This window comes from Collinsella aerofaciens (genome assembly GCF_015553355.1).
GTDB lineage: Bacteria > Actinomycetota > Coriobacteriia > Coriobacteriales > Coriobacteriaceae > Collinsella > Collinsella aerofaciens_V.
In genome coordinates this window covers 19,203-39,236 of the sequence record NZ_JADNGN010000006.1, presented here as the reverse complement: position 1 = coordinate 39,236, position 20,034 = coordinate 19,203, and the positions used below count along the sequence as shown (strand labels likewise).

Sequence of the window (20,034 nt, the reverse complement as noted above, 5' to 3'; positions counted from 1 at the left end):
GTTTCTCGCCCCTCGCAGCCATCAGCGCACGGCAAACGCACGACCTGGGCCCCTATTTGACGGCAATTGAAGTGTTTTCAAACGTTACAGATGATGTAATACGTTTGAACATTGGACGCCCTGTGCCACAATACTGCCGAACGACTCCGCCTCTGCGGCGGCAAATACGATAGGAATACCAGCATGAAGCGCATCCTTCTCATCGCCACGGGCGGCACCATCGCATCGACCGAGGACGGCAACGGCCTCTCCCCCGCCCTGACCGGTGAGGAGCTCGCCCAGAGCGTCCCCGAGATCTCGGGCCTCTGCGAGCTCGACGTCGTGCAGCCCATGAACATCGACAGCACCAACATGCGCCCCAGCGACTGGATGTGTATCCGCGACGTCATCGTCAAGGGCTATGCCGACCACGACGGATTCGTGATTCTACACGGCACCGACACCATGAGCTACACCGCGGCGGCGCTTTCCTATCTGATTCAGGACAGCCCTAAGCCTATCGTGCTCACCGGCTCGCAAAAGCCCATGGGCAATCCCTTTACCGACGCCAAGCTCAACCTGTACCAGAGCCTGCTCTATGCGCTCGACGAGCATTCGCACGACGTTTCGATCGTGTTTGGCGGCGTAGCCATTGCCGGCACGCGCGCCCGCAAGCAGCGCACCATGAGCTTTAACGCGTTCATTAGCGTCAACTATCCGCCCATTGCCTACATCCGCAACGACCGCATCGTGCGCAACGGGCTCCACGGCACGCATCAGGGCGAAAACCCGGTGCGTTTCTACGACAGCATCAACCCACGCGTGTTTGTCCTTAAGCTTACGCCCGGCGTGAACCCGGGCATCCTCGACGCCCTTGCCGACAGCTACGACGCCGTGATTCTGGAGACCTTTGGCATTGGCGGTATTCCCGAGTTTGGCGAGTCCGGCGAGTCGTTCCAAGAGGCAATTTTCCGCTGGGTCGATTCGGGTCGCACCGTCGTTATGACCACGCAGGTCCCCGAAGAGGGCCTCGATCTGGGCGTTTATGAGGTCGGCCGCGCTTACGCCGATCATCCGGGCATTCTGCGCGGCGATGATATGACCACCGAGACGCTCGTGGCCAAAACCATGTGGGCACTCGGCCAGTCACGTGATGCGGCCGAGATTCGGCGCCTGTTCTACAGCCAAGTCAACCACGACCGCATCCCGATGGCGTAATTCAGTTGTCGACGGGTATCCCCTATTCGATACCCTCGAGAAGCTCTGACACCGTCATGCCGAGTGCGGGCGCGATCTTAAATAGAACCTTGAGCGTGAAATTTGCCGTCCCATCTTCGATTCGGTCGAGGTAGGGTCGGCTGATTCCTGTCGCCACACAAAAATCAACCTTGGAGATACCAAGGTCCCTGCGTGTCTCTTCGACCCGCCTGCCAAGAATCTGTTTCGCACGTTCGTCCATGCAGCCGAGTTTGAAATGGAGCCGAACATAAACGTAAACTATAGTTTACGTTTTCCCGAATACACAGGAGTTTTCTATGTCGGGTTCTTCGGTCCGCATGTACCGAGCCACGCTTCGCACAAACAGCGCGCCGCCCAAGCTCGTCGTCGTTGAAGCTGAATGCCTTTCGCCCGATGAGCGCACAGCATTTGCATTGCTATCAAGTCGCGTCGCCGCCGTTCTGGTCCCTTGCCCGGCGCGAGGTGAACTTGCCATCCGATGCCAAACGCACGGCTGCTCGCTCAATCAGGCTGCCGTAATCGCAACCAGCCAACGCGGCCTGCCGCTCCTTTTAGAAGCCGGCATAGCACTCGCCCTTCGCGGCGCCGGATACGAAAACGAGGCCGCCGCCGATGCAGTCTTTCAACCACGATCGAGCGGCGGCCTCGCAGCAGCCATCGAATATGCTTGCAGGCTCGTTGCCTAAAAGGACAAGCTAGAAACCAAAGCCAAAGCCCGTTCCGGTAATCGCCGAGTACATAAAGTAAACGTTGATCACGTTGAGGAACACACCCGTAATGCAACCGTTGCGCAGGTAGCGCTCGCACACGATGCGCGCCATGGCGGCGGAGTCGTCATTGTTCTTGGCTTGGCGTCCCGCCGTAAAGTACGTCGCCACGCTCAGCAGCAGATTGAGTACCGGCAGTGCCAGCAGCTCGTAGCTCTTACCCCAGCGCGTCACCTCGCCGGCGGCGTTAAACTTCGTTGCCACCTCGGGGCCAATGTTGGGGATAACACACGCTGCGACCACCAGCGGAATCACCGCAAGTACGAGCAGCGCAATACCCATGTAGCCAGCTTTTTTGCCATATTTGAACATATGCGTCGTCCTTACACGTTAAAGCGGAAGTGCACGACGTCGCCATCGGCCATGACATAGTCCTTGCCCTCAATACGCAACTTGCCGGCGGCCTTGGCGCCCTGCTCGCCGCCGAGCTCGATGTAGTCGTCGTAGCCAATGACCTCGGCCTTAATAAAGCCGCGCTCAAAATCGGTGTGAATGACGCCGGCGGCCTGCGGGGCGGTCGCGCCCTGACGAACCGTCCAGGCCTTGACCTCCATCTCGCCGGCCGTAAAGAACGACTGCAGGCCGAGCAGCTTGTAGGCAGCCTGAGCGAGCACGTCCAGGCCGGGCTGCTCCAGGCCTAGGCTTTCCAGGTAGTCGGCGGCGTCCTCGGGATCGAGCTCGGAGAGCTCGGCCTCAATCTTGGCGCAGATGGACAGCGGCTTGACGCCATCGATGGGCGCCAGATCGTCGTTGAGCATATCCTCGTCCACGTTGGCAACATACAGGATGGGCTTCATGGTGAGCAGGAACAGGCCCTTGGCGGCGGCACGCTCCTCGTCGGTCATCTCCATGGATGCGGCGCGCTTGCCCTCGTTGAGCCAGGCGAGCAGACGCTTGGCGACCTCGAACTTGGGCATGAGCTCCTTGTCGCGCTTGGCCTCCTTCTCGAGCTTGGGCAGCTGCTTCTCGAGTGTGCCCATGTCGGCCAGGATGAGCTCGGTCATGATGGTGTCGGCATCGCCGGCAGGATCGACGAACTCGCCCGTGCGGCCCACCTCGCGCATAACGTTGGGGTCCTTAAAGTAACGCACGACCTCGCAGATGGCATCGGTCTCGCGGATGTTTGCCAAGAACTGGTTGCCCAGGCCCTCGCCCTCGTTGGCACCCTTCACCAGGCCCGCGATGTCGACAAACTCGACCGTAGCCGGCACAATGCGGCCGGGGTTGACGATGTCGGCGAGCTTTTGCAGGCGGCTATCGGGCACATCGACGATGCCCACGTTGGGGTCGATCGTGGCAAACGGGTAGTTGGCGGCAAGGCCGGTCTTTTTGGTAAGCGCGGTGAACAGCGTCGACTTGCCCACGTTGGGCAGGCCCACGATACCGATGGAAAGGGACACGACAGCTCCTTTTGGTACAGGTACTTCAAACTGCATAAGTATAGCGCCGCCGCAGCATCCGGGCGAATCCGGACACCGCGGCGGCGCAAATGAAGCAAAGATTGGGGTCGCTGGCTAGTCCGCGAGCTTCTCCACCTGATCGAGCATCTTGTCGAGCTTGGCCTTTGCTTCGGCCTTGACCTTCTCAGCTTCTTCGTGAGCCTTCGCCTTCTGGGCGGCCTTTTCCTCGGCCTCGGGGTCGACGACGACCAGATTGGACGCGTCATGCTCAACCAACTTGAGCGCATGCTCGGGGCACACCTTGACGCAGGCACCGCAGCCCAAGCAATACGTCGACTCCAACGCAAAGCGGCCGCTTCCCACCAAATCGCAGGCGAACGTGGGGCATACATTGACGCACTCGCCGCACGACGTGCACTTGTCAAAATCGCACTCCGGTGTGCTCACCTGCATATTCTGGGCAAGCTCGGGGTGGTTTTGCAGCGTCGAGAGCACCAGCTGGCGCCCGTGCGTGAGCGAACGGCGGCGCTTGGTCGTCGTGGTACCGCACATGGTGTTGAGCGTGCGCTCGAGCTGCGTGATCTGGTGACGGTGAGCCTTCAACTTCTGCGTCACCGAGGCCAGCGCCGCCGTCGCCGGATTGAGCTTGGTCACCGTCAGGCCCGTGGTGCGGGCAATCTTATCCATGTACTCCTTGCGCTCGTACTCGCGGCGCTTATGGCATTTGAGGCTCTTGGGGTCGACCTCCAGGCCCATGCCCGTACCCGCCCACTCCTCGGCGGTAGCAATGGCCTCGCCCAGAATGTCCTCGCCACCGGTGTTGCGGCACTTATCGCACACGCCCAGTGGCAGGTAGACGCTCACGTTGGGATAGTCCGCCAGTACCGAGAACCAGGTCTCGGCCGTAATATCGCCCACGCAGGCAACGACGACCTCGTTTTCGCGCGGCATGCGCTTGAGGGCGCGTGTGCAGGTGACGTAGGCGGTCTCGTGGCTCGTAGCAGCGGAGACGATATCGTCATACAGGTTTTTAGGCGCCAGGCGCGGCGAGATGATCGCCTCGGTCGGACAGGCAGCGGCGCACAGGCCGCACTTGCGACAGGAGTCGAGGATCTCGATGGCGTCTTCCTCGACCTCGATAGCGTTGACCGGGCACACGTCCATGCACGCGGTGCAACCGCTCTTTTCGTTTTTGCAGGTCAAGCACGGAATGGTGTTGCCGCGCGGGCGCTCCTTGTAGTCGGCAGGATTCCACTGCGGCGCCGACGGATCGAGTGCATCGGTCACGCCGCCAAGCGGGTTTTTAAGAAAGTCGAAACCCTTGCTGATCTCGATAATGTCATCAAACAGATCGTGTTCCTGCGCCATGCGCGGCCCCTCCCTGAGCAGTGCAAACAAGCAAGAGATAATGATACGCCATCGGCCCACGACTCGGGCAAATTACACGCGGAGCACCTTTGAGGCAAATAGCCTATGCCTATCGCCGCCTCGATTGCACAAGGTCGATCAAGCGCCTAGCTATGCCTCGCGCATGAGCTGCACGAGCTTTTGTCTGGTCACCTTGGCCTGTTCGTTAGCCATATTGCGTTCGTTTCTAAAGGCCGCATCTGCAACGCTCATCAGGTCGGCATCGGAAATCTCGCCAAGTCCCAGCTCCGCGAGCGTCGTCGGTAGACCAACGCGCTGGCAAAACTCGAGCACCTGATCAAGCTCGGGCGCACGCTCCAGGCGCAGCTGCACCACCAGGCCAAATGCCACGGCCTCACCATGCATGGCCTTGCACTCGGGCAGAATCGTCAGGCCGTTGGCTATGGCATGGGCAAGCGCTAGGCCACCACTCTCAAAGCCAACACCCGAGAGCAGAATATTGCACTCGATCAGGCGCTCAACCGCTGGCGATGTACGGCCCTTTTTGAGATCGCGCTTGGCAGCGACGCCGCACTCCATGAGTGTGTCATAGCAGGCACGAGCCGCAACCAAGGCCAAGTGTCCCGGCGCGCCACCGTGCTCGTTGGCGCCGTGCGCCGCGGCGCACGAACGCGCCTCGAAATACGTTGCCAGCGCATCGCCCATACCAGCGACCGTCATACGCAGCGGGGCCGCCGCGACCACGTTGGTATCGACCACGACCAGGTCTGGATTCTTCTCGAGCATCAGGTAGCGGTCGAACGACCCATCCTCGTGATACAGCACCGAAATCGCGCTGCACGGACCGTCCATCGACGCCGCCGTGGGACATACGCACAACGGCAACTCGGCATAAAACGCAACGGCCTTGGCGATATCGAGCATCTTGCCGCCGCCAATGCCCACCACCATGTCGCAATACTCGGCCCGGGCTTCCTTGGCCATTTCGACAACGGCATCTTCCGTACACGGACCGTTGTAAATCTTAAAGAACGGCTCGCTTAGATCTTCATCCAGAAATCCATCGACGATCTGCCTGCACAGCCGATCCTCGGTGCCCTGGTCAAACAAGACATAGGCAGCGCAGCCCAACCATGACAAATACCTGCCCTGGCGCGAAAGCTCCCCCGGTCCCTGAACATACCGACCGGGGCCGCCATAAACCATAGGAAGCGCCATACGAGAATCCACCCTTCATCAAACAACGATTGGTGCAAAGTACCCTGACCCCTTTGCACCATAGCAAAAAGGGGCAAAGCCATCTGTTGGCTTTGCCCCTTCCTTAGCTTGATTTACTCATCCATGAGATAGTAGTGGCCCAGTGCGTCGGCACCCAGGATGGCGTTTGCGACCATCTCGGGCGTCACCTCAAACGGCATGTTGCACATGGTATCCTCGGGCGCGCACGCGGCCTCGGCAACAATCATGGCCTGCTCGCGCGTAAGCTCGGCAACGCCAAGTTCCTTCATCGTGACCGGCAGGCCCAGCTCAATGCAGAAGCCCAAGACTTCCTCGAGCTTCTCGGTCGGGGCATCCTCGAGTACCAGCTGGACGATAGTGCCAAAGGCGACCTTCTCGCCGTGATACATGCTGTGGCACTCGGGCAGCATCGTCAGGCCATTGTGGATGGCATGAGCAGCAGCAAGGCCCGAGCTCTCAAAGCCAATGCCCGAAAGCAGCGTATTGGCCTCGATGATATGCTCGACGGCAGGCGTGAGCGCGCCCTTCTCCAGCGCGACCTTGGCCTTGACGCCGTCGGCCATAAGCGTCTCGTAGCAGAGCTTGGCGAGCGCCAGACCGGCCATTCCGCCCTTACCGCCAGCGCAGGTGCCGCCGTCGGCATCGTGCGTCGCCTGAGCCTCGAAATAGGTTGCGAGCGCATCGCCCATACCGGAAACCGTCAGGCGCACCGGGCTCGCCGCGATAACTGTCGTATCCATAAGGACGATATTGGGGTTTGCCTTAAGGAAGAGGTATTTGTCGAACTGGCCGTCATCGGTATAGAGCACCGAAAGCGCCGAACACGGGGCATCGGTCGAAGCAATGGTGGGGCAAATGATAACCGGGGACTCCAGGTAATAGGCGACGGCCTTCGCGGTGTCGAGGATCTTGCCGCCACCGACGCCGACGATGATGTCGCAACCGTTGTCGCGAGCGAGCGCAACCAGGCGATCGACCTCGCCCTTGGAGCACTCGCCGTTAAAGTCCTCAAACAGCAGCTCGGCCTTAGCCTCGGCAAAGCCGCCCTCGATCTTGGCACCGACGCGCTTCTTGCCCGAAGGCGTCACGATGACGAGGGCCTTAGCGCCGAGCGGCTCGACATAGGAGCCGAGCTTGGCGAGCTCGTCCGGACCCTGGATGTACTTGCTGGGGCTATTGAAAATTGCAGCCATAACTATCCCATTCTCTAAAAAAGAAAGGGGCTCCGTACAGATACGTGCGGAGCCCCTCGTTACGATAACAAGAGTCGATTAGAAATCGATATCGGTGTCGTAGTAGCAGGCCTTGAGGATCTTCTCGAAGTCGGCAGCCTTGGTCTCACGCGGGTTCTCGGGCGTGCAGGCGTCCTGCTCGGCGTTCGCGGCGATCTCGGGCAGCTTGGCGAGGAACTCCTCCTCGGAAACCATCTGCGGGTTCTCGGCGTCGACCTTCACGCCACCATTCGCGTAATCCTTGATGGACTGCGGAATGTTGAGCTGGTCGTTGAGGTCGCGGATCTTCTGGACGAGCGCAGTGATGAGCTCCTCGTTGGTCTCGCCGGGAAGGTGCAGGATCTCCTTGGCCACGTAAGCGTAACGCTCGGCAGCACGGGGATCCTTGGAGTTCCACTGGATGACCTTGCCCAGGTACATGGCGTTAGCAGCACCGTGGATGATGTGGCCGTTCTCGAAGGCAGCACCGGTCTTGTGAGCCATGGAGTGAACGATGCCGAGCAGGCCCGAGGAGAAGGCGATACCGGCGATGCACTGAGCCTCGTGCATGTGCTGACGGGCCTCATGGTCGCCAGCATAGGACTTGGGCAGCCACTCGACGATCTCGCGGATGCCGTGCAGAGCGTTGGCATCGGTGAACATAGAGGCGCAGGTGGAAACGTAGGCCTCCATGCAGTGGGTCAGAGCGTCCATGCCGGTGTGAGCGCACAGCTTGGCGGGCATGGTGTAGGTGAGCTCGGGGTCGACGATGGCGACATCAGGGGTGATGTTGAAGTCGGCCAGCGGGTACTTGATGCCCTTGGCGTAGTCGGTGATGACGGAGAAGGCAGTGACCTCGGTAGCGGTACCGGAGGTAGAGGAGATGGCGCAGAAGTGAGCCTTCTGACGCAGCTCGGGGAAGCTGAACGGCTGGATGATGTTATCGAAGGACTCCTCGGGATACTCGTAGAAGACCCACATGGCCTTAGCGGCATCGATGGGCGAGCCGCCGCCGATGGCGATAATCCAGTCGGGCTCGAACTCGCGCATGGCCTCGGCGCCCTTCATGACCGTCTCGATGGACGGATCGGACTCGACGCCCTCGAACAGCTTGACCTCGAAGCCGCCTTCCTTAAGGTCGGCCTCGACGTCCTGCAGGAACCCGCCGCGGCGCATAGAGCTGCCGCCAGAAACGATGATGGCCTTCTTGCCCTTGAGGTTCTTCACCTCGTGGCGAGCGCCCTCACCAAAGTACAGATCGCGAGGATTGGTAAAACGTCCCATACTGTGCCTCCTAAACAAGCCCCTCTTAGACTTGCGTATATAACGGAGCACCCAATTGGCTCCGTTAGGACCGGTTTGCGCGTTGCCGGCGATGACAATGCGCGATGTCTAAACGTCTCAACGCTCAGACAAACACTATTTTACCGTTCTGGTTGGTCAGTTATTCACCTAAAGCCGCCAATGATGAAACGTTTTTTCTATCCCTGAAGACCCTTGTGCGGCATTCATACTCCCAAGCTGGGCAAACGTTTTATCAAGGTTGACTACATATCCTGGGCAGGACGGTGCCCCTCCAAAATATGCACCGTTCGCCGCCAAAAATCGACCGTTTGCGGCACCGTGATACCACTCGGTCGTCCAAGGTGCCGACATTTGTGCGACATCCGTCTTCGTGGTGCAAAGGTGCAAGTCCAAGTGCGGCACCCCCGGTGTGCCACATGCGGGTAAACTAGAACCTTATATAGAAACATTTGAACCCTAACCGCAGCAAAGGAGGCCCCATGGCATTCGATCCCATTCAAGAGGATTGCCATCGCCTCGTTCTTGAGGCCTTGCGCCGCGACAATATCCCGCTCACCGACGCTGCCGCCGTAGAGCGTCTGATGGAACAATTCACCCGCAACCCCGCACCGCTCATCGTGCACGACCGCGACCGCGCCGGGCACCTCATTGCCAAGGTGGTCGAGGCTGTCGACTACCGCATTCCCTTTATCCCTGACGATACCCAGGCAGAGCAAGAAGAGACAGCTGCCGAGAACATGCTCCGCGAGGCGGCCGCACTCGATCCGGCCAACTGGGACGCTCAGCGCATACTGACGGCACTCACCGCCGAATCCAACGAGGAATACGTACAGTACCTGGTGTCCAAGTGCGATGAGGTCGAGCACGACCTAGCGCTCAAAATCGCCTCGGCCCAGGACCCCTACGAGCGCGAGGCCGCAGGCGACCTTACGCGCCGCCCCTATCTGCGCTGGCTTGCCGCCTTGGCATCGCGCGCCCTCATTAGCGGCCGCTATCGCATGTCGCTCGAAGCCGCGAATCGCAGCTTGGACTTTGCGCCCAACGACCCCGCTGGTGTCCGCCACACCGCGATGCTCGCCATGGCAAAGCTCGAATACCCCGCCGAGGAGCTCAAGCGCTTTCGCTCCGCACACTCCGTGCCGTACCTCGCGAATACCCCACTGCGCCGCCGCCCCAAAGATGCGGAGCGCGACTTGGACCCGTGGACGCTCATCGCGCTGATGAGCACGGCTTGGCGCGAACTGGACTACGAGGGCGCCGAGCACTACCTGCGTATCCTTGTGCGCTCGTGTCCGCACGCAGCCGAGGCACTCTACTTCCAAACCGAGTTTCCCGATGGCGTCTATGCCCGCGTCAACGTGGGTGTGGGCTCCACCGACGAGCTTGTCCTTGCGCTGTCCGAGGCGACGCCGGTACTGCAGGAGGGCCTGGGCGCCCCCGACAACGCCAGCTTTGCCGCCTGGGTCGCCACCAACGACATCGTGCGCTCCCAAATCGACGAGCGCATCCTGCGCGCAGCCGAGCAGGGGCTTCCATTTAAGGGAGGAGACCTCTAATGGATCCGAGCGTCTACATCCCCGCCTACCTGGAGCGCACCTATCTGGCGTCGCACCCCGAGCTCACCGATGCAGCACGCGAGCTTGTCCATAACGACATTAGTGCGAATCCCCAAAAGTACGCGCAGTCCGAGCATGCCCAGGCGCTGCTGTCCTATGCCGGTGTTCATCGCCACCTGCTCGACGAGCTCCATCGCATCGAAGATATGGGCAGCGACGAGGAGTTTGAGCAGACGCGCAATCGCCTGTTCGACGACATGCGCGATGAGCTGCTCAAGATTGTCCGCGTCGACGCACTGACCGTCGACGCGCAGCTGCTCGCCATCATCCTGGCCGACACACCCGTTGACGCCTGCCTGGGCGACCTGATGAAACTCGAGGCAACCACGGCCGATTACCTGCAGCAAAGCGTGCCCGGGTTCGATATGGAGGCCCCGCACTACTGGGCCAACAAAGTTTTGACGGACGGCGTGACGGCGGCAGAGCTCACCGTGAGCGAGCCGGCGCTTATCGGGTGGCTTCACACACTCGAGGCCATCTCGCAGCTGTGCATGGCGAGCGCCCGCTACCGTGCTGCCGTCAACTATTCTCGCCGTGTTCTTAAGGCGGAAGGCTATCCCACCCGAGCGGCAGGCACCGTGTTACTCGCCCTCGCTCGCTTGGAAGACGAGGACGGCTTTTTTGCCCTGGCCCACCAGCTCGAGGAGCAGATGGGGGCCGATGCCCTCGAGAACTCTCCTTGGTATCTGCTCGCCCGCACGATTCTGCTGTTCAAAACAAACAAGATGCGCCCGGCGACACGCGCGCTGCGTGAGTTCGCCAACCGCTGCGAGGGTGGCGCGTTCTTCTTACTGAACCCCATGTACCAGACACCGTACCTTCCCTGCCGGCCCGAGCCACACGATCCCTGGGATCTTTCGCACCAGGCCGTTTGGGAAGCGGACGGTATTATCTCGGACACTCCCGACTTTGCCCCCTGGGCCAACGCCTGCGAAGATGTATCGCAGCTTGCCCAGGAATTTGCGCGCCGCTACGGATTTTAGTGACGCACTCGACCCGACCATGTCGTTTACGTTAGGAACGGTTTCATGAACCTCCGCTCATCTCTTGCCTGCACCTCGAGCGATATCGCTCGCTGGGGGCTGCGCTCCGTCCTTAAGCGCCAGGGCGGCGTACTCCCCGGCCGCATCGCCATGAAGATCGACCCCGAGTTGCTGAGCGACCTCGCTGGCCTTGTCGACCGCAGCGTGGTGATTACGGGTACTAATGGCAAGACCACCACTTCCAACCTCATCGCCGACGCCGTTGCTGCCAGCGGTGCTGCCGTGGTGTGCAACCGTGCCGGCAACAATATGGAGCCTGGTGTGGTAGGTGCTCTGCTCGAGGCCCGCGGCGGCCTTAAACACACCAGCAGCGGCAAGCGCGTGGGCGTTTTTGAGTGCGATGAGCTTTACACCGTACGCGTTCTGCCCAAGCTCAAGCCGACGTACTTTGTGCTGCTCAACCTGTTCCGTGACCAGCTGGATCGCTATGGCGAGATCGATCACACCCAGGAGGTCATCGCCCACGCGTTGGAGCTTTCGCCGGCAACGACGCTCATCTACAACGCCGACGACCCGCTGTGCGCCTCGATTGCCGCGCGCGTTCCCAACGCGAGTATTGCCTTTGGCATCGACGGCGCCACCAACACCGAGTCTGACCGCATTAGCGACTCACGTTTTTGCTCACAGTGCAACGCGCCGCTGGAGTATGACTACGTGCAATACGGCCAGCTCGGCGCCTACCATTGCCCCTCGTGCGGTTGGGCACGCCCTGCGCTTGTCCGTCGCGTGACGGGCGTGGAGCTCGGCTGCGACGGCTACGGCTTTGACCTGGTCTTTGGATCTGCGCCCGACGCGGCTGCCGCACACATCGCCACACGCTACAACGGCCTGTACATGGTCTACAACGTTGCCGCCGCATTCTTTGCCGCACATGAGTTAGGCGTGGATATGGCGCACCTGCAGCCCACGCTCGATGCCTATGTGCCCGCCGGCGGACGCATGGGCCGCTGGGATATCGCCGGCCGCACCGTCGAGGCCAACCTGGCTAAGAATCCCGTAGGCTTCGATCGACAAATCCAGTCCATTAAGACGGCAGGCGGCAGACTCTGCGCTTTCTTCCTCAACGACAACGATGCCGACGGCCACGATGTATCGTGGATCTACGACGTCGACTTTGAGCGCATCGCCGACACGCCGGGACTTGTCGCCTTTGCCGGCGGCACGCGCGCACACGACATGCAGGTGCGCCTCAAGTACGCCGGCATCGATGCCGCGATTATCTCGGACGTCGCGCAGGCAATTGGCGCCGTTGTGGATGAAGCCGCAGGCGACACTTTCTATGCCGTCGCCAACTACACGGCCTTCCCGCCGCTGGTCAAAGAACTCGATGGGCTGAAGGGTGCCGATGCAGCCACGGTTGCTGCCCGCGCTGCAACGTGTGCCGATGGCAGTACCGTCCCCGTCGGCATCGCGCCAGTCGAGCTTTCGCGCCCGCTGCGCATCGTCTACCTGTATCCCGATGCCCTTAACCTCTACGGCGACGGCGGCAATGTCATCGCCCTCGAGCGCCGCTGCGCCTGGCGCGGCATTCCCGTGCGCGTGGACGAGGTCCGCATGGGCGAGGCGCTCGATCTCACCGATGCCGATATCGTCATGATGGGCGGCGGCTCCGACCGCGACCAACTGGCCGTGGCACACGAGTTGCTCGCTCAAAAAGACAAGGTTGCGGCCTATGTTGAGGACAGCGGCTCGCTGCTCGCCATCTGTGGCAGCTATCAGCTGCTCGGCCGTTCGTACTACATGGGCGAGGATCGCATCGAGGGTCTGGGGGTCATTGCCGCCGAAACCGTACGCGGCTCCGACCGCCTGATCGGCAACGTCGCCGTCAGGACCGACCTGGCACCCGAGCCCTTTGTGGGATTCGAGAACCACGGCGGCCGCACCCTGCTCGATGCAAAGGCCACGCCGCTCGGAACGTCCGTCGTCACGGGTACCGGCAACAACGGCGATGATGGCCTTGAGGGCCTCATCTACAAGGGCGTCATCGGCACGTACCTGCACGGACCAGCGCTGCCCAAGAACCCCGAGCTCGCCGACTGGCTCATTACCCACGCTCTCGAGCGGCGTGGCGATGCACAGGCCGCCGCCCTGCTGCCGCTCAAACCCCTCGATGACACCTACGAGCACGCCGCCCATGACGCCGCCATGAAGCTCCTCCCCTAGCACCCCACCACCACAAAGGGGACAGGCACCTTTGTGGTGGGTTGATTTCCGATCTCAGCCGAACACATTAGGCGGACAGGCCGTTCCCGCAGCTAGCCGAACGCCCCCGAGGCCCCATCCGGGCCCCGGGGGCGCCGTTTTCCCAGTTGAAGGAACGGTGGAGATGTGTTTCGATGGGTCCGGTGGCCATGCTCCGCCCTCCGCCCGGCACCTCTTCCCAGACTCAGCCGGACGGTCGGTCAGTCTATTCCGTTTTGCCTTCAGGCTAGGCCAGCGGGGCATCGCCCCTCTCTGCGCGCGCCCTCTCGATGAGTCCCGGCGTCAGGTCGAGCTCGGCCAGAGGCACATCCTCCACGCCGTAGGCGTCAAGCAGCGCCGCCGCATCGTCCCCGAGCATCGCCCTGAAGGCGCGCGCGGGCGTCGAGAAGCCGAGCGCGCCGCGGGGCTCGGAGTTCACGTGCGACATGGCGAGCGCCATGTCGGCCGGGGATAGCCGGTCGAACCTGAGCCCGGCGCCCTTGGGCAGCAGCTTCCTGATCTCGACGTGGTTGCGCTCGCAGGCGCCCTTCTGGTCGCTGCGGCGCGGGTCGCAGTAGAACAGCCTCGTCTCGCCGGGCCCCTCGCCGAGGAGCGCGGCGATCGCGCCCTCGTCGGAGAACTCGGCGCCGTTGTCGGTGAGCACGGCGCGGAACACGCGGCGCGTCCCGTCTGCGCCGAGGACCGCCCGGACGCCCTCCAGGGCGGCCGCGACGCACCCGGAGGTCTTCTCCCCGAGCAGGAGCGCCAGCTGGAGCCTGCTGGGGCGGTGGAGCAGCGTGAGCAGGCAGGCCGAGTCCTCCCGGGCGCCCTCGACGGTGTCCATCTCCCAGGCCGCGGCGCACGCGTCCTCCCCGAGGGCGAGGAACGCGGCGTATGACCTGCGGGCGGAGTGGCGCGTGGCCGACCGGACGGCGGCGCGCCTCCTCGGCCTGTAGCCGACCTTGCGCCTGAGCTCCATGTTGGTCATGCCGTCGTAGCCCGCCGCGACCCAGCGGTAAATGGTCGACGGCGACAGGTCCACCGGCCCTCCGTTGCATGCGGCCATCTGCTCGGGCGAGAGCCCCCGGCGCAGGCAGTCCCTGATGGCCTCCAGCCTGGCCGCCGCGGCCGGCTCGTCGGCGTCGATCCCGCGCCTGGACGAGACGAGCACCGAGTCGGCGCACAGCTGCGCGGCGCGGGCCTCGTAGAAGACGTGCGGGCGGCGCTTGCAGCCCATCGCGCGGTAGCGGCCGCACCCGTTGCAGCAGCGCGGCCACGCCGCCAGGCGCGGGCAGGCCGACGACAGGTCGGTGTCGGCGCCCACGCGCTCGCCGCGCCTGGGCTTCGGCGCCGTCACGAACCTGTGCGACGCCACCTCGGCGCTCACCGTCGAGGGCGACCTGCCCAGCTCCCTCGCGATCTCCCTGCACGAGGCCCTGCGCTCCAGCATCCTCTGGACCGTGTCCCGCTCGTGCCTCGTGAGCCTTCCGTAGGCCCTCGGGGCCGCTTTCGCGGAACCCTTCTTCCTCTTTCTGGACATGCCGTCCTCCGATCTTCCGGGGCCGGCCGGTCCGGCCCTCAGGGTATCGGGTTCCCACATTCATCCGTACATGTACGGATGAATGTGGGAGGTGTTCGGATGAAGTCGATAATCAAGGCACCTTTGTGGTGGTTTTTCAGTTTGCCAACGATATGTGAACGGCTAAAAAAGTCTGCTATACTCTTTCCCGCTGTCCCCATCGTCTAGCGGCCAAGGACGCCACCCTTTCAAGGTGGATATCGCGGGTTCGAATCCCGCTGGGGGCACCATTTGAATTGAAGAGCCCGTTACCCTCGCGGTAGCGGGCTTTTTGCTACCCATGCGCCGGGATTCGAACCCGACAGGGTGCGGAGCTGAGGAAACGCGAAGCGTTTTCCAGCGCAGCACGCAAGGAGCGAAGCGACGCAGCGAAAGCGGGCGGCGCCAGCCGCACGCGGACATCCCGCTGGGGGCACCATTTGAGATGTGAAGCCCGTTACCAATTCGGTAGCGGGCTTTTTGCTACCGATATGCCGGGATTCGAACCCGGCAGGGTGCGGACCCCGGCATCATCGCAAAGCCAGCGGGTAAAAAATGGCAAATATGAGTACTGTTACCATTTTAGTTACAGCGATTTCATGCCTTCAGAAGGCGATTTAGCCGTCAGGCGTCCTACGGCGGAAAAATTGCAGACGTTTATCGGCTAAGTACTTGGACATATGTTGCGTAATACTGCATATTTTGTAAAAAGATAATGCTACAGGACTTGTGACAGTACTCATATTTGACGTTTTTTGCCCACGACCCCTTATTACGTGGGCGAATCAGTTGCAAAACGGACTCCTAAACGTCCTTCGCAAACAAAAACCGGGGCCCACATGATGCGGACCCCGGCTCAATACCGTGACGATATGTCAGTTACGCTCTACACGTAGAACAGGATGTCGTCGTAGGTCGGAACCGGCCAGTAGTCGGCGGCCACGATCTCCTCCATTGCGTCCACGGCGGCACGCAGCGCATCCATAGCGGGAACGACCTCGTGCGCGTACACGTTGGCCTGCTCCTGGCCATCGAGAGCCTCGGCCTTCTGATGCACGACGTCGAGCGCCTTGATGGAGTCGTTGATGGCAGTGATACCGTTGCAGAGCTTGTTGAGCGTGTTCTGCTCGCACTGCATGGCGGCCTCAGCACCGGCGGCACGAATAGTCTCAAGGCCCTTAGCGACCTTGGTGGCATAGGCGGTAATGACCGGGCGATAGGTACGACGCGCCTCGCGAACCATCGTGGTGGCCTCGATGTTCATGAGCTTGTTGTACTTCTCGAGCTTGCAATCGTAGCGGCACTGGGCCTCGGCCTTGGTCAGGACGCCCGTCTCCTCAAAGAGCGCAATGGCCTTATCGGAAACAAAGGCGGGCAGGGCGTCGGCCGTGGTCTTGTTGTTGGCAAGGCCGCGCTTCTCGGCCTCGACGGGCCACTCATCGGAGTAGCCGTCACCGGAGAACAGGATGCGCTGGTGATCGGTCAGCACCTTCTTGCAGTACTCGAGCGCGGCATCCTGGAACTCATCCTCGGGCGTACCCTCAAGCGCGTCGGCGAAGGACTTGAGCGACTTGGCCACGGCGGCATCGAGCACCAGGTTGGAATCGGAGACGTTCTGCTCGGAGCCGCAGGCACGGAACTCGAACTTGTTGCCGGTGAAGGCGAACGGGGAGGTGCGGTTGCGGTCGGTGTTGTCCTGCATCAGCTTGGGCAGAGTATCGGCGCCCAAGTCGAGCACGCCGCGCGTGGCATGGACGGAAGCCTTGCCATCGATGATCTTCTCGACGACCTCGGTAAGCTGGTCGCCCAGGAAGATGGACATAATCGCCGGAGGAGCCTCGTTGGCGCCCAGACGATGGTCGTTACCGGCCGAGGCAACGGAGGCACGCAGGAGCTCCTGATAGTTATCGACGGCCTCGATCACCGCGGTGAGGAAGACGATGAACTGCAGGTTGTCGAGCGGGGTGTCGCCCGGATCGAGCAGATTCTCGGACTCGGTGCCAAGCGACCAGTTGTTGTGCTTGCCCGAACCATTGATGCCCTCAAAGGGCTTCTCGTGCAGCAGACAGACCAAGTCGTGGCGGGAGGCGATGAGCTTCATCTTCTCCATCATGACCAGATTCTGGTCGATGGCCTCGTTGACTTCGCCATAGACGGGGGCAAGCTCATGCTGGCAGGGAGCAACCTCGTTGTGCTTGGTCTTGGCGGGAATGCCAAGCGCCCACAGCTCATCGTCCAGATCCTTCATATAGGCCGAGACGGTGGGGCGGATAGCGCCAAAGTAGTGCTCCTCGAGCTCCTGGCCCTTGCAGGGAGCGGCGCCAAAGAGGGTGCGGCCGGTAATGACCAGGTCCTTGCGCTTGCGGTAAGCGTCCTTCTTGATCAGGAAGTACTCCTGCTCGTCACCCACGGAAGGAACGACCTTCTTGGGGGTCTTACCGAACAGCGCCAAAACGCGCTTAGACTCACGCGAGAGCGCGGTCATGGAACGCAGCAGCGGGGTCTTCTTGTCCAGGGCCTCGCCCGTGTAGGAGCAGAAAGCCGTGGGGATGCACAGGACATCGTCCTTGATAAAGGCGGGGCTAGTGGGGTCCCAAGCGGTGTAGCCACGGGCCTCGAAGGTAGCACGCAGGCCGCCGTTGGGGAAGCTCGAGGCATCGGGCTCGCCCTGGATAAGGTTCTTGCCCGTAAACTTGGTAATGGCGGTGCCGTCGTGGTTGGGCTCCAGGAAGCTGTCGTGCTTCTCGGAAGTAATGCCCGAAAGCGGCTGGAACCAGTGCGCATAGTGCGTCGCACCCTTGGAGATGGCCCAGACCTTCATGGCATGGGCAACGGCGTTGGCCACATCCAGGTCGAGCGGCTCACCGCCCTCGAGGGTTGCAGCAAGGCGCTTCCAAATGTCCTTGGGGAGGTAGTCCTTCATGACTTCCTCAGAGAACACCATGGTCCCGAAGCGGTCAGTAAGTTCGGCCATACGGAACTCCCTTCGTATCGGCACCGCGTGAGAAGCGGTGTTGATTACTAACGAACGAGCCATAGCTTAGACTCGCCGTGTTTCCGCGACATTACCGTTATGTTGCTGTCGCGAAACCAATCAATGAGGTTACCCTATCGAGGCGGCGTTGCCACCCTCAACAGCCAATCAACTGCATAAATTGCAGACCTCTCCCCATGGTTTAAGGGTAGACAATTTGGGATGGAGCTCTATTAACTGGTATTTTGCATCAGATACCAGTCTTTATAGTCCGTGCCTAGATTAGCCGCTCTGTTATAGAGAAAGCCGATAGCAAGGCATCTTTGATTGGTATCCCCGAATAACGAGTGAAACTCCACCGTGACACAGTGGTGCTGTAGAATCCTTACAGCACATCACACTATTACGTATCTAGAGGAGCACGATATGCGCGTCGACGAGGTTTTTAAGCAGGCAGCATCCCAGGGCACCGCGCCCGTTTCGTTTGAGATGTTCCCGCCCAAGGGCGAGCTCACCCTCGACACGGCTCGCGAAGTGGCAGGCAATCTGTGCAAGCTTTCGCCGAGCTTTGTCTCGGTCACCTGCTCGGCCGGCGGCTCGGGCAACGGCGCCACCACCGCCCCCATCGCGCATATGATTTCGAGCGAATTCGACACGCCCTCTGTGGCACACCTCGCCTGCGTGGGCCGCACCCACGCCGACATCGCCGCCAAGATCGACGAGTATCGCACCGCCGGCGTTGAAAACATTCTGGCCCTGCGTGGCGATCTCCCTGCCGGCGCGACCGAGGACGACAAGCCCGCCTCCGACTACGCCTACGCCCGTGACCTCATCCCCGAGCTCGTCGACGCCGGCTTTTGCGTGGGCGCCGCAGCCTACCCCGAGGGCCACATTGCCTGTGAGGATCTCAACCTCTCGGTCGAACACCTCAAGCAAAAGCAGGACGCCGGCGCGAGCTTCTTTGTGACGCAGCTCTTCTTTGATAACGAGTGCTTCTACCGTTTTCGCGAGCTTGCCGACAAGGCCGGCATCACCGTGCCCATTACCGCGGGCATCATGCCGTTTATGGGCAAGTCGCAGATCAGCCGCATGGTCTTTATGTGCGGCGCGTCGCTGCCCTCCCCCGTCATCAAGATTCTCGCCAAGTACGAGAATGACCCCGAGAGCCTGCAGGCAGCCGGTGTAGATTATGCCGCCCGCCAGCTTTGCGACCTCAAGGAGCACGGCGCCGACGGCCTGCACCTGTACACTATGAACCGTCCTGCGATCGCCGCGACCATTATGGAGCGCCTGGGGTAATGGAAAAACCGCACATCGATACAACCGCTGTCGAAGTGCCGGCCGACCTTGCGTCGCCGGCGCTTTACCGTGTCGATGCTGCGCACCATCCCCGTGTCGACCGTGCCGAGATGCTGCGGTATCTGGGTTACGGCGGCCAGCAGATTGAGCCCGAGCTGTCGCAGCGTATTGAGCTTGTGGTCGAGCGTCTGGAATTGGACATTGAGCCCCGTGGCGTGCGCCGCGTATTTGCCATCGATGCCACGGGCGTGGACGAGCAGGGCAAGCCTTGCATCCGTCTGGTCGGCACCAACGTTGAGCTGCGCGGTCGTGATATCTATCGACATCTCAAAGACGCCCGCTTTGCCGCGCTCATGGCATGCACCCTCGGCATGGACGCCGAGCGTCGCCTGCGCACCACGGGAGCCCAACATCCCCTGGAGGGCGCCGTGCTCGACGCCGCGTGCTCCGCTTACGTGGAAGCCGCCGTTGAGCAAATGGACCAGCAGGTCAAGACGGACGCCGCCGTTCATGGGCTCGCCGGCAACTGGCGCTTTAGCCCCGGCTACGGCGACTGCCCGCTCTCGGCCCAGCGCTCGATCGTCAATGCGCTCAACGCCACGCGGCTTATCGGCCTGACCGTCACGCCCACCAGCCTGCTCATGCCCACCAAAAGCGTGACCGCGGTGATCGGCCTGTTCGATGGCGAGGTCCACGACGCCCAAAGCCGCCCCACCTGCAATATCTGCCGCATGCGCGAGAACTGCCGCTTCCGTGCCGCCCACACCACCTGCTATTCGCATTCTGAATAAAATGTCAATTGATGGCACGGTATCGAGGGAATCTCATCCGTATGTAAGCGGATGTCCTCACAAA

16 protein-coding genes and 1 tRNA gene are annotated in these 20,034 nt (G+C 61.5%); 8 read left to right on the top strand and 9 right to left on the bottom strand.

The features are described from left to right. Positions 1 to 183: 183 nt before the first annotated feature. Positions 184 to 1,197 carry an asparaginase gene (locus I2D57_RS02905; RefSeq protein WP_195361400.1) on the top strand — a complete coding sequence of 338 codons (1,014 nt, stop codon included), beginning with the start codon at positions 184 to 186 and terminating at the stop codon, positions 1,195 to 1,197. A 22-nt stretch (positions 1,198 to 1,219) separates the two neighbouring features. On the opposite strand, the gene I2D57_RS10075 is transcribed toward I2D57_RS02905, so the two are convergent. After that, complete coding sequence (locus I2D57_RS10075) at positions 1,220 to 1,438, bottom strand: helix-turn-helix domain-containing protein (protein WP_035136926.1); 219 nt, start codon at positions 1,436 to 1,438, stop codon at positions 1,220 to 1,222. Positions 1,439 to 1,514: 76 nt separating this feature from the next. Between I2D57_RS10075 and I2D57_RS02895 the strand changes: the two genes are divergently transcribed. After that, the gene (locus I2D57_RS02895; RefSeq protein WP_195240289.1) at positions 1,515 to 1,904 is read left to right on the top strand and encodes a hypothetical protein; all 390 of its coding nucleotides are present in this window, start codon (positions 1,515 to 1,517) and stop codon (positions 1,902 to 1,904) included. 9 nt (positions 1,905 to 1,913) lie between these two features. On the opposite strand, the gene I2D57_RS02890 is transcribed toward I2D57_RS02895, so the two are convergent. The 6 genes from I2D57_RS02890 to I2D57_RS02865 form a co-directional block, all read right to left on the bottom strand. Next, the gene (locus I2D57_RS02890) at positions 1,914 to 2,297 is read right to left on the bottom strand and encodes a DUF1648 domain-containing protein (RefSeq protein ID WP_089572786.1); all 384 of its coding nucleotides are present in this window, start codon (positions 2,295 to 2,297) and stop codon (positions 1,914 to 1,916) included. Between the two features lie 11 nt (positions 2,298 to 2,308). Next, entirely contained in the window at positions 2,309 to 3,385 is a 1,077-nt protein-coding gene (gene ychF, locus I2D57_RS02885; RefSeq protein ID WP_195361399.1) for a redox-regulated ATPase YchF, read from the bottom strand. A 114-nt stretch (positions 3,386 to 3,499) separates the two neighbouring features. After that, the gene (locus tag I2D57_RS02880) at positions 3,500 to 4,753 is read right to left on the bottom strand and encodes a 4Fe-4S binding protein (protein WP_195361398.1); all 1,254 of its coding nucleotides are present in this window, start codon (positions 4,751 to 4,753) and stop codon (positions 3,500 to 3,502) included. Between the two features lie 150 nt (positions 4,754 to 4,903). Beyond that, on the bottom strand, positions 4,904 to 5,971 hold the full coding sequence (locus I2D57_RS02875) for a glycerol dehydrogenase (protein ID WP_195361397.1): 1,068 nt from the start codon (positions 5,969 to 5,971) through the stop codon (positions 4,904 to 4,906). Between the two features lie 113 nt (positions 5,972 to 6,084). Then, entirely contained in the window at positions 6,085 to 7,185 is a 1,101-nt protein-coding gene (locus I2D57_RS02870; protein ID WP_195361396.1) for a glycerol dehydrogenase, read from the bottom strand. 78 nt (positions 7,186 to 7,263) lie between these two features. After that, complete coding sequence (locus I2D57_RS02865; RefSeq protein WP_195361395.1) at positions 7,264 to 8,487, bottom strand: iron-containing alcohol dehydrogenase; 1,224 nt, start codon at positions 8,485 to 8,487, stop codon at positions 7,264 to 7,266. Positions 8,488 to 8,987: 500 nt separating this feature from the next. Here I2D57_RS02865 and I2D57_RS02860 point away from each other — a divergent pair, with 500 nt between their 5' ends. From I2D57_RS02860 to I2D57_RS09850, 3 genes are read left to right on the top strand one after another with little or no spacing between them, the layout of a single operon-like run. Continuing rightward, on the top strand, positions 8,988 to 10,064 hold the full coding sequence (locus I2D57_RS02860; protein ID WP_195361394.1) for a tetratricopeptide repeat protein: 1,077 nt from the start codon (positions 8,988 to 8,990) through the stop codon (positions 10,062 to 10,064). Next, the gene (locus I2D57_RS02855; protein ID WP_195361393.1) at positions 10,064 to 11,107 is read left to right on the top strand and encodes a hypothetical protein; all 1,044 of its coding nucleotides are present in this window, start codon (positions 10,064 to 10,066) and stop codon (positions 11,105 to 11,107) included. Before I2D57_RS02860 ends, I2D57_RS02855 begins: the two co-directional genes overlap by 1 nt. Positions 11,108 to 11,152: 45 nt before the next feature. Beyond that, a complete protein-coding gene (locus I2D57_RS09850; RefSeq protein ID WP_229055588.1) occupies positions 11,153 to 13,330 on the top strand; it encodes a MurT ligase domain-containing protein in 2,178 nt (725 codons plus the stop codon). A gap of 265 nt (positions 13,331 to 13,595) precedes the next feature. Here I2D57_RS09850 and I2D57_RS02840 read toward each other — a convergent pair whose 3' ends face one another. Further along, the gene (locus I2D57_RS02840) at positions 13,596 to 14,888 is read right to left on the bottom strand and encodes an IS30 family transposase (RefSeq protein ID WP_195361392.1); all 1,293 of its coding nucleotides are present in this window, start codon (positions 14,886 to 14,888) and stop codon (positions 13,596 to 13,598) included. A gap of 192 nt (positions 14,889 to 15,080) precedes the next feature. Between I2D57_RS02840 and I2D57_RS02835 the strand changes: the two genes are divergently transcribed. Further along, positions 15,081 to 15,157 (top strand) — tRNA-Glu (locus I2D57_RS02835). 635 nt (positions 15,158 to 15,792) lie between these two features. Here I2D57_RS02835 and I2D57_RS02830 read toward each other — a convergent pair. After that, a complete protein-coding gene (locus I2D57_RS02830; RefSeq protein WP_195361391.1) occupies positions 15,793 to 17,880 on the bottom strand; it encodes a glutamine synthetase III family protein in 2,088 nt (695 codons plus the stop codon). A 426-nt stretch (positions 17,881 to 18,306) separates the two neighbouring features. On the opposite strand from I2D57_RS02830, the gene I2D57_RS02825 reads away from it, so the two are divergent. Together I2D57_RS02825 and I2D57_RS02820 are read left to right on the top strand one after the other, a co-directional pair. Continuing rightward, positions 18,307 to 19,179 (top strand): methylenetetrahydrofolate reductase, encoded by an 873-nt coding sequence (locus I2D57_RS02825; RefSeq protein ID WP_195361390.1) that lies wholly within the window; start codon positions 18,307 to 18,309, stop codon positions 19,177 to 19,179. After that, complete coding sequence (locus I2D57_RS02820; protein ID WP_195361389.1) at positions 19,179 to 19,970, top strand: hypothetical protein; 792 nt, start codon at positions 19,179 to 19,181, stop codon at positions 19,968 to 19,970. Before I2D57_RS02825 ends, I2D57_RS02820 begins: the two co-directional genes overlap by 1 nt. The last annotated feature ends 64 nt before the right edge of the window (positions 19,971 to 20,034 follow it).

Excerpts from the sequence above, each read along its gene's own strand:
- I2D57_RS02905 (WP_195361400.1), top strand. The coding sequence starts at position 184 with ATGAAGCGCATCCTTCTCATCGCCACGGGCGGCACCATCGCATCGACC.
- I2D57_RS10075 (WP_035136926.1), bottom strand. The coding sequence starts at position 1,438 with ATGGACGAACGTGCGAAACAGATTCTTGGCAGGCGGGTCGAAGAGACA.
- I2D57_RS02895 (WP_195240289.1), top strand. The coding sequence starts at position 1,515 with ATGTCGGGTTCTTCGGTCCGCATGTACCGAGCCACGCTTCGCACAAAC.
- I2D57_RS02890 (WP_089572786.1), bottom strand. The coding sequence starts at position 2,297 with ATGTTCAAATATGGCAAAAAAGCTGGCTACATGGGTATTGCGCTGCTC.
- I2D57_RS02880 (WP_195361398.1), bottom strand. The coding sequence starts at position 4,753 with ATGGCGCAGGAACACGATCTGTTTGATGACATTATCGAGATCAGCAAG.
- I2D57_RS02875 (WP_195361397.1), bottom strand. The coding sequence starts at position 5,971 with ATGGCGCTTCCTATGGTTTATGGCGGCCCCGGTCGGTATGTTCAGGGA.
- I2D57_RS02870 (WP_195361396.1), bottom strand. The coding sequence starts at position 7,185 with ATGGCTGCAATTTTCAATAGCCCCAGCAAGTACATCCAGGGTCCGGAC.
- I2D57_RS02865 (WP_195361395.1), bottom strand. The coding sequence starts at position 8,487 with ATGGGACGTTTTACCAATCCTCGCGATCTGTACTTTGGTGAGGGCGCT.
- I2D57_RS02860 (WP_195361394.1), top strand. The coding sequence starts at position 8,988 with ATGGCATTCGATCCCATTCAAGAGGATTGCCATCGCCTCGTTCTTGAG.
- I2D57_RS02855 (WP_195361393.1), top strand. The coding sequence starts at position 10,064 with ATGGATCCGAGCGTCTACATCCCCGCCTACCTGGAGCGCACCTATCTG.
- I2D57_RS09850 (WP_229055588.1), top strand. The coding sequence starts at position 11,153 with ATGAACCTCCGCTCATCTCTTGCCTGCACCTCGAGCGATATCGCTCGC.
- I2D57_RS02840 (WP_195361392.1), bottom strand. The coding sequence starts at position 14,888 with ATGTCCAGAAAGAGGAAGAAGGGTTCCGCGAAAGCGGCCCCGAGGGCC.
- I2D57_RS02830 (WP_195361391.1), bottom strand. The coding sequence starts at position 17,880 with ATGGCCGAACTTACTGACCGCTTCGGGACCATGGTGTTCTCTGAGGAA.
- I2D57_RS02825 (WP_195361390.1), top strand. The coding sequence starts at position 18,307 with ATGCGCGTCGACGAGGTTTTTAAGCAGGCAGCATCCCAGGGCACCGCG.
- I2D57_RS02820 (WP_195361389.1), top strand. The coding sequence starts at position 19,179 with ATGGAAAAACCGCACATCGATACAACCGCTGTCGAAGTGCCGGCCGAC.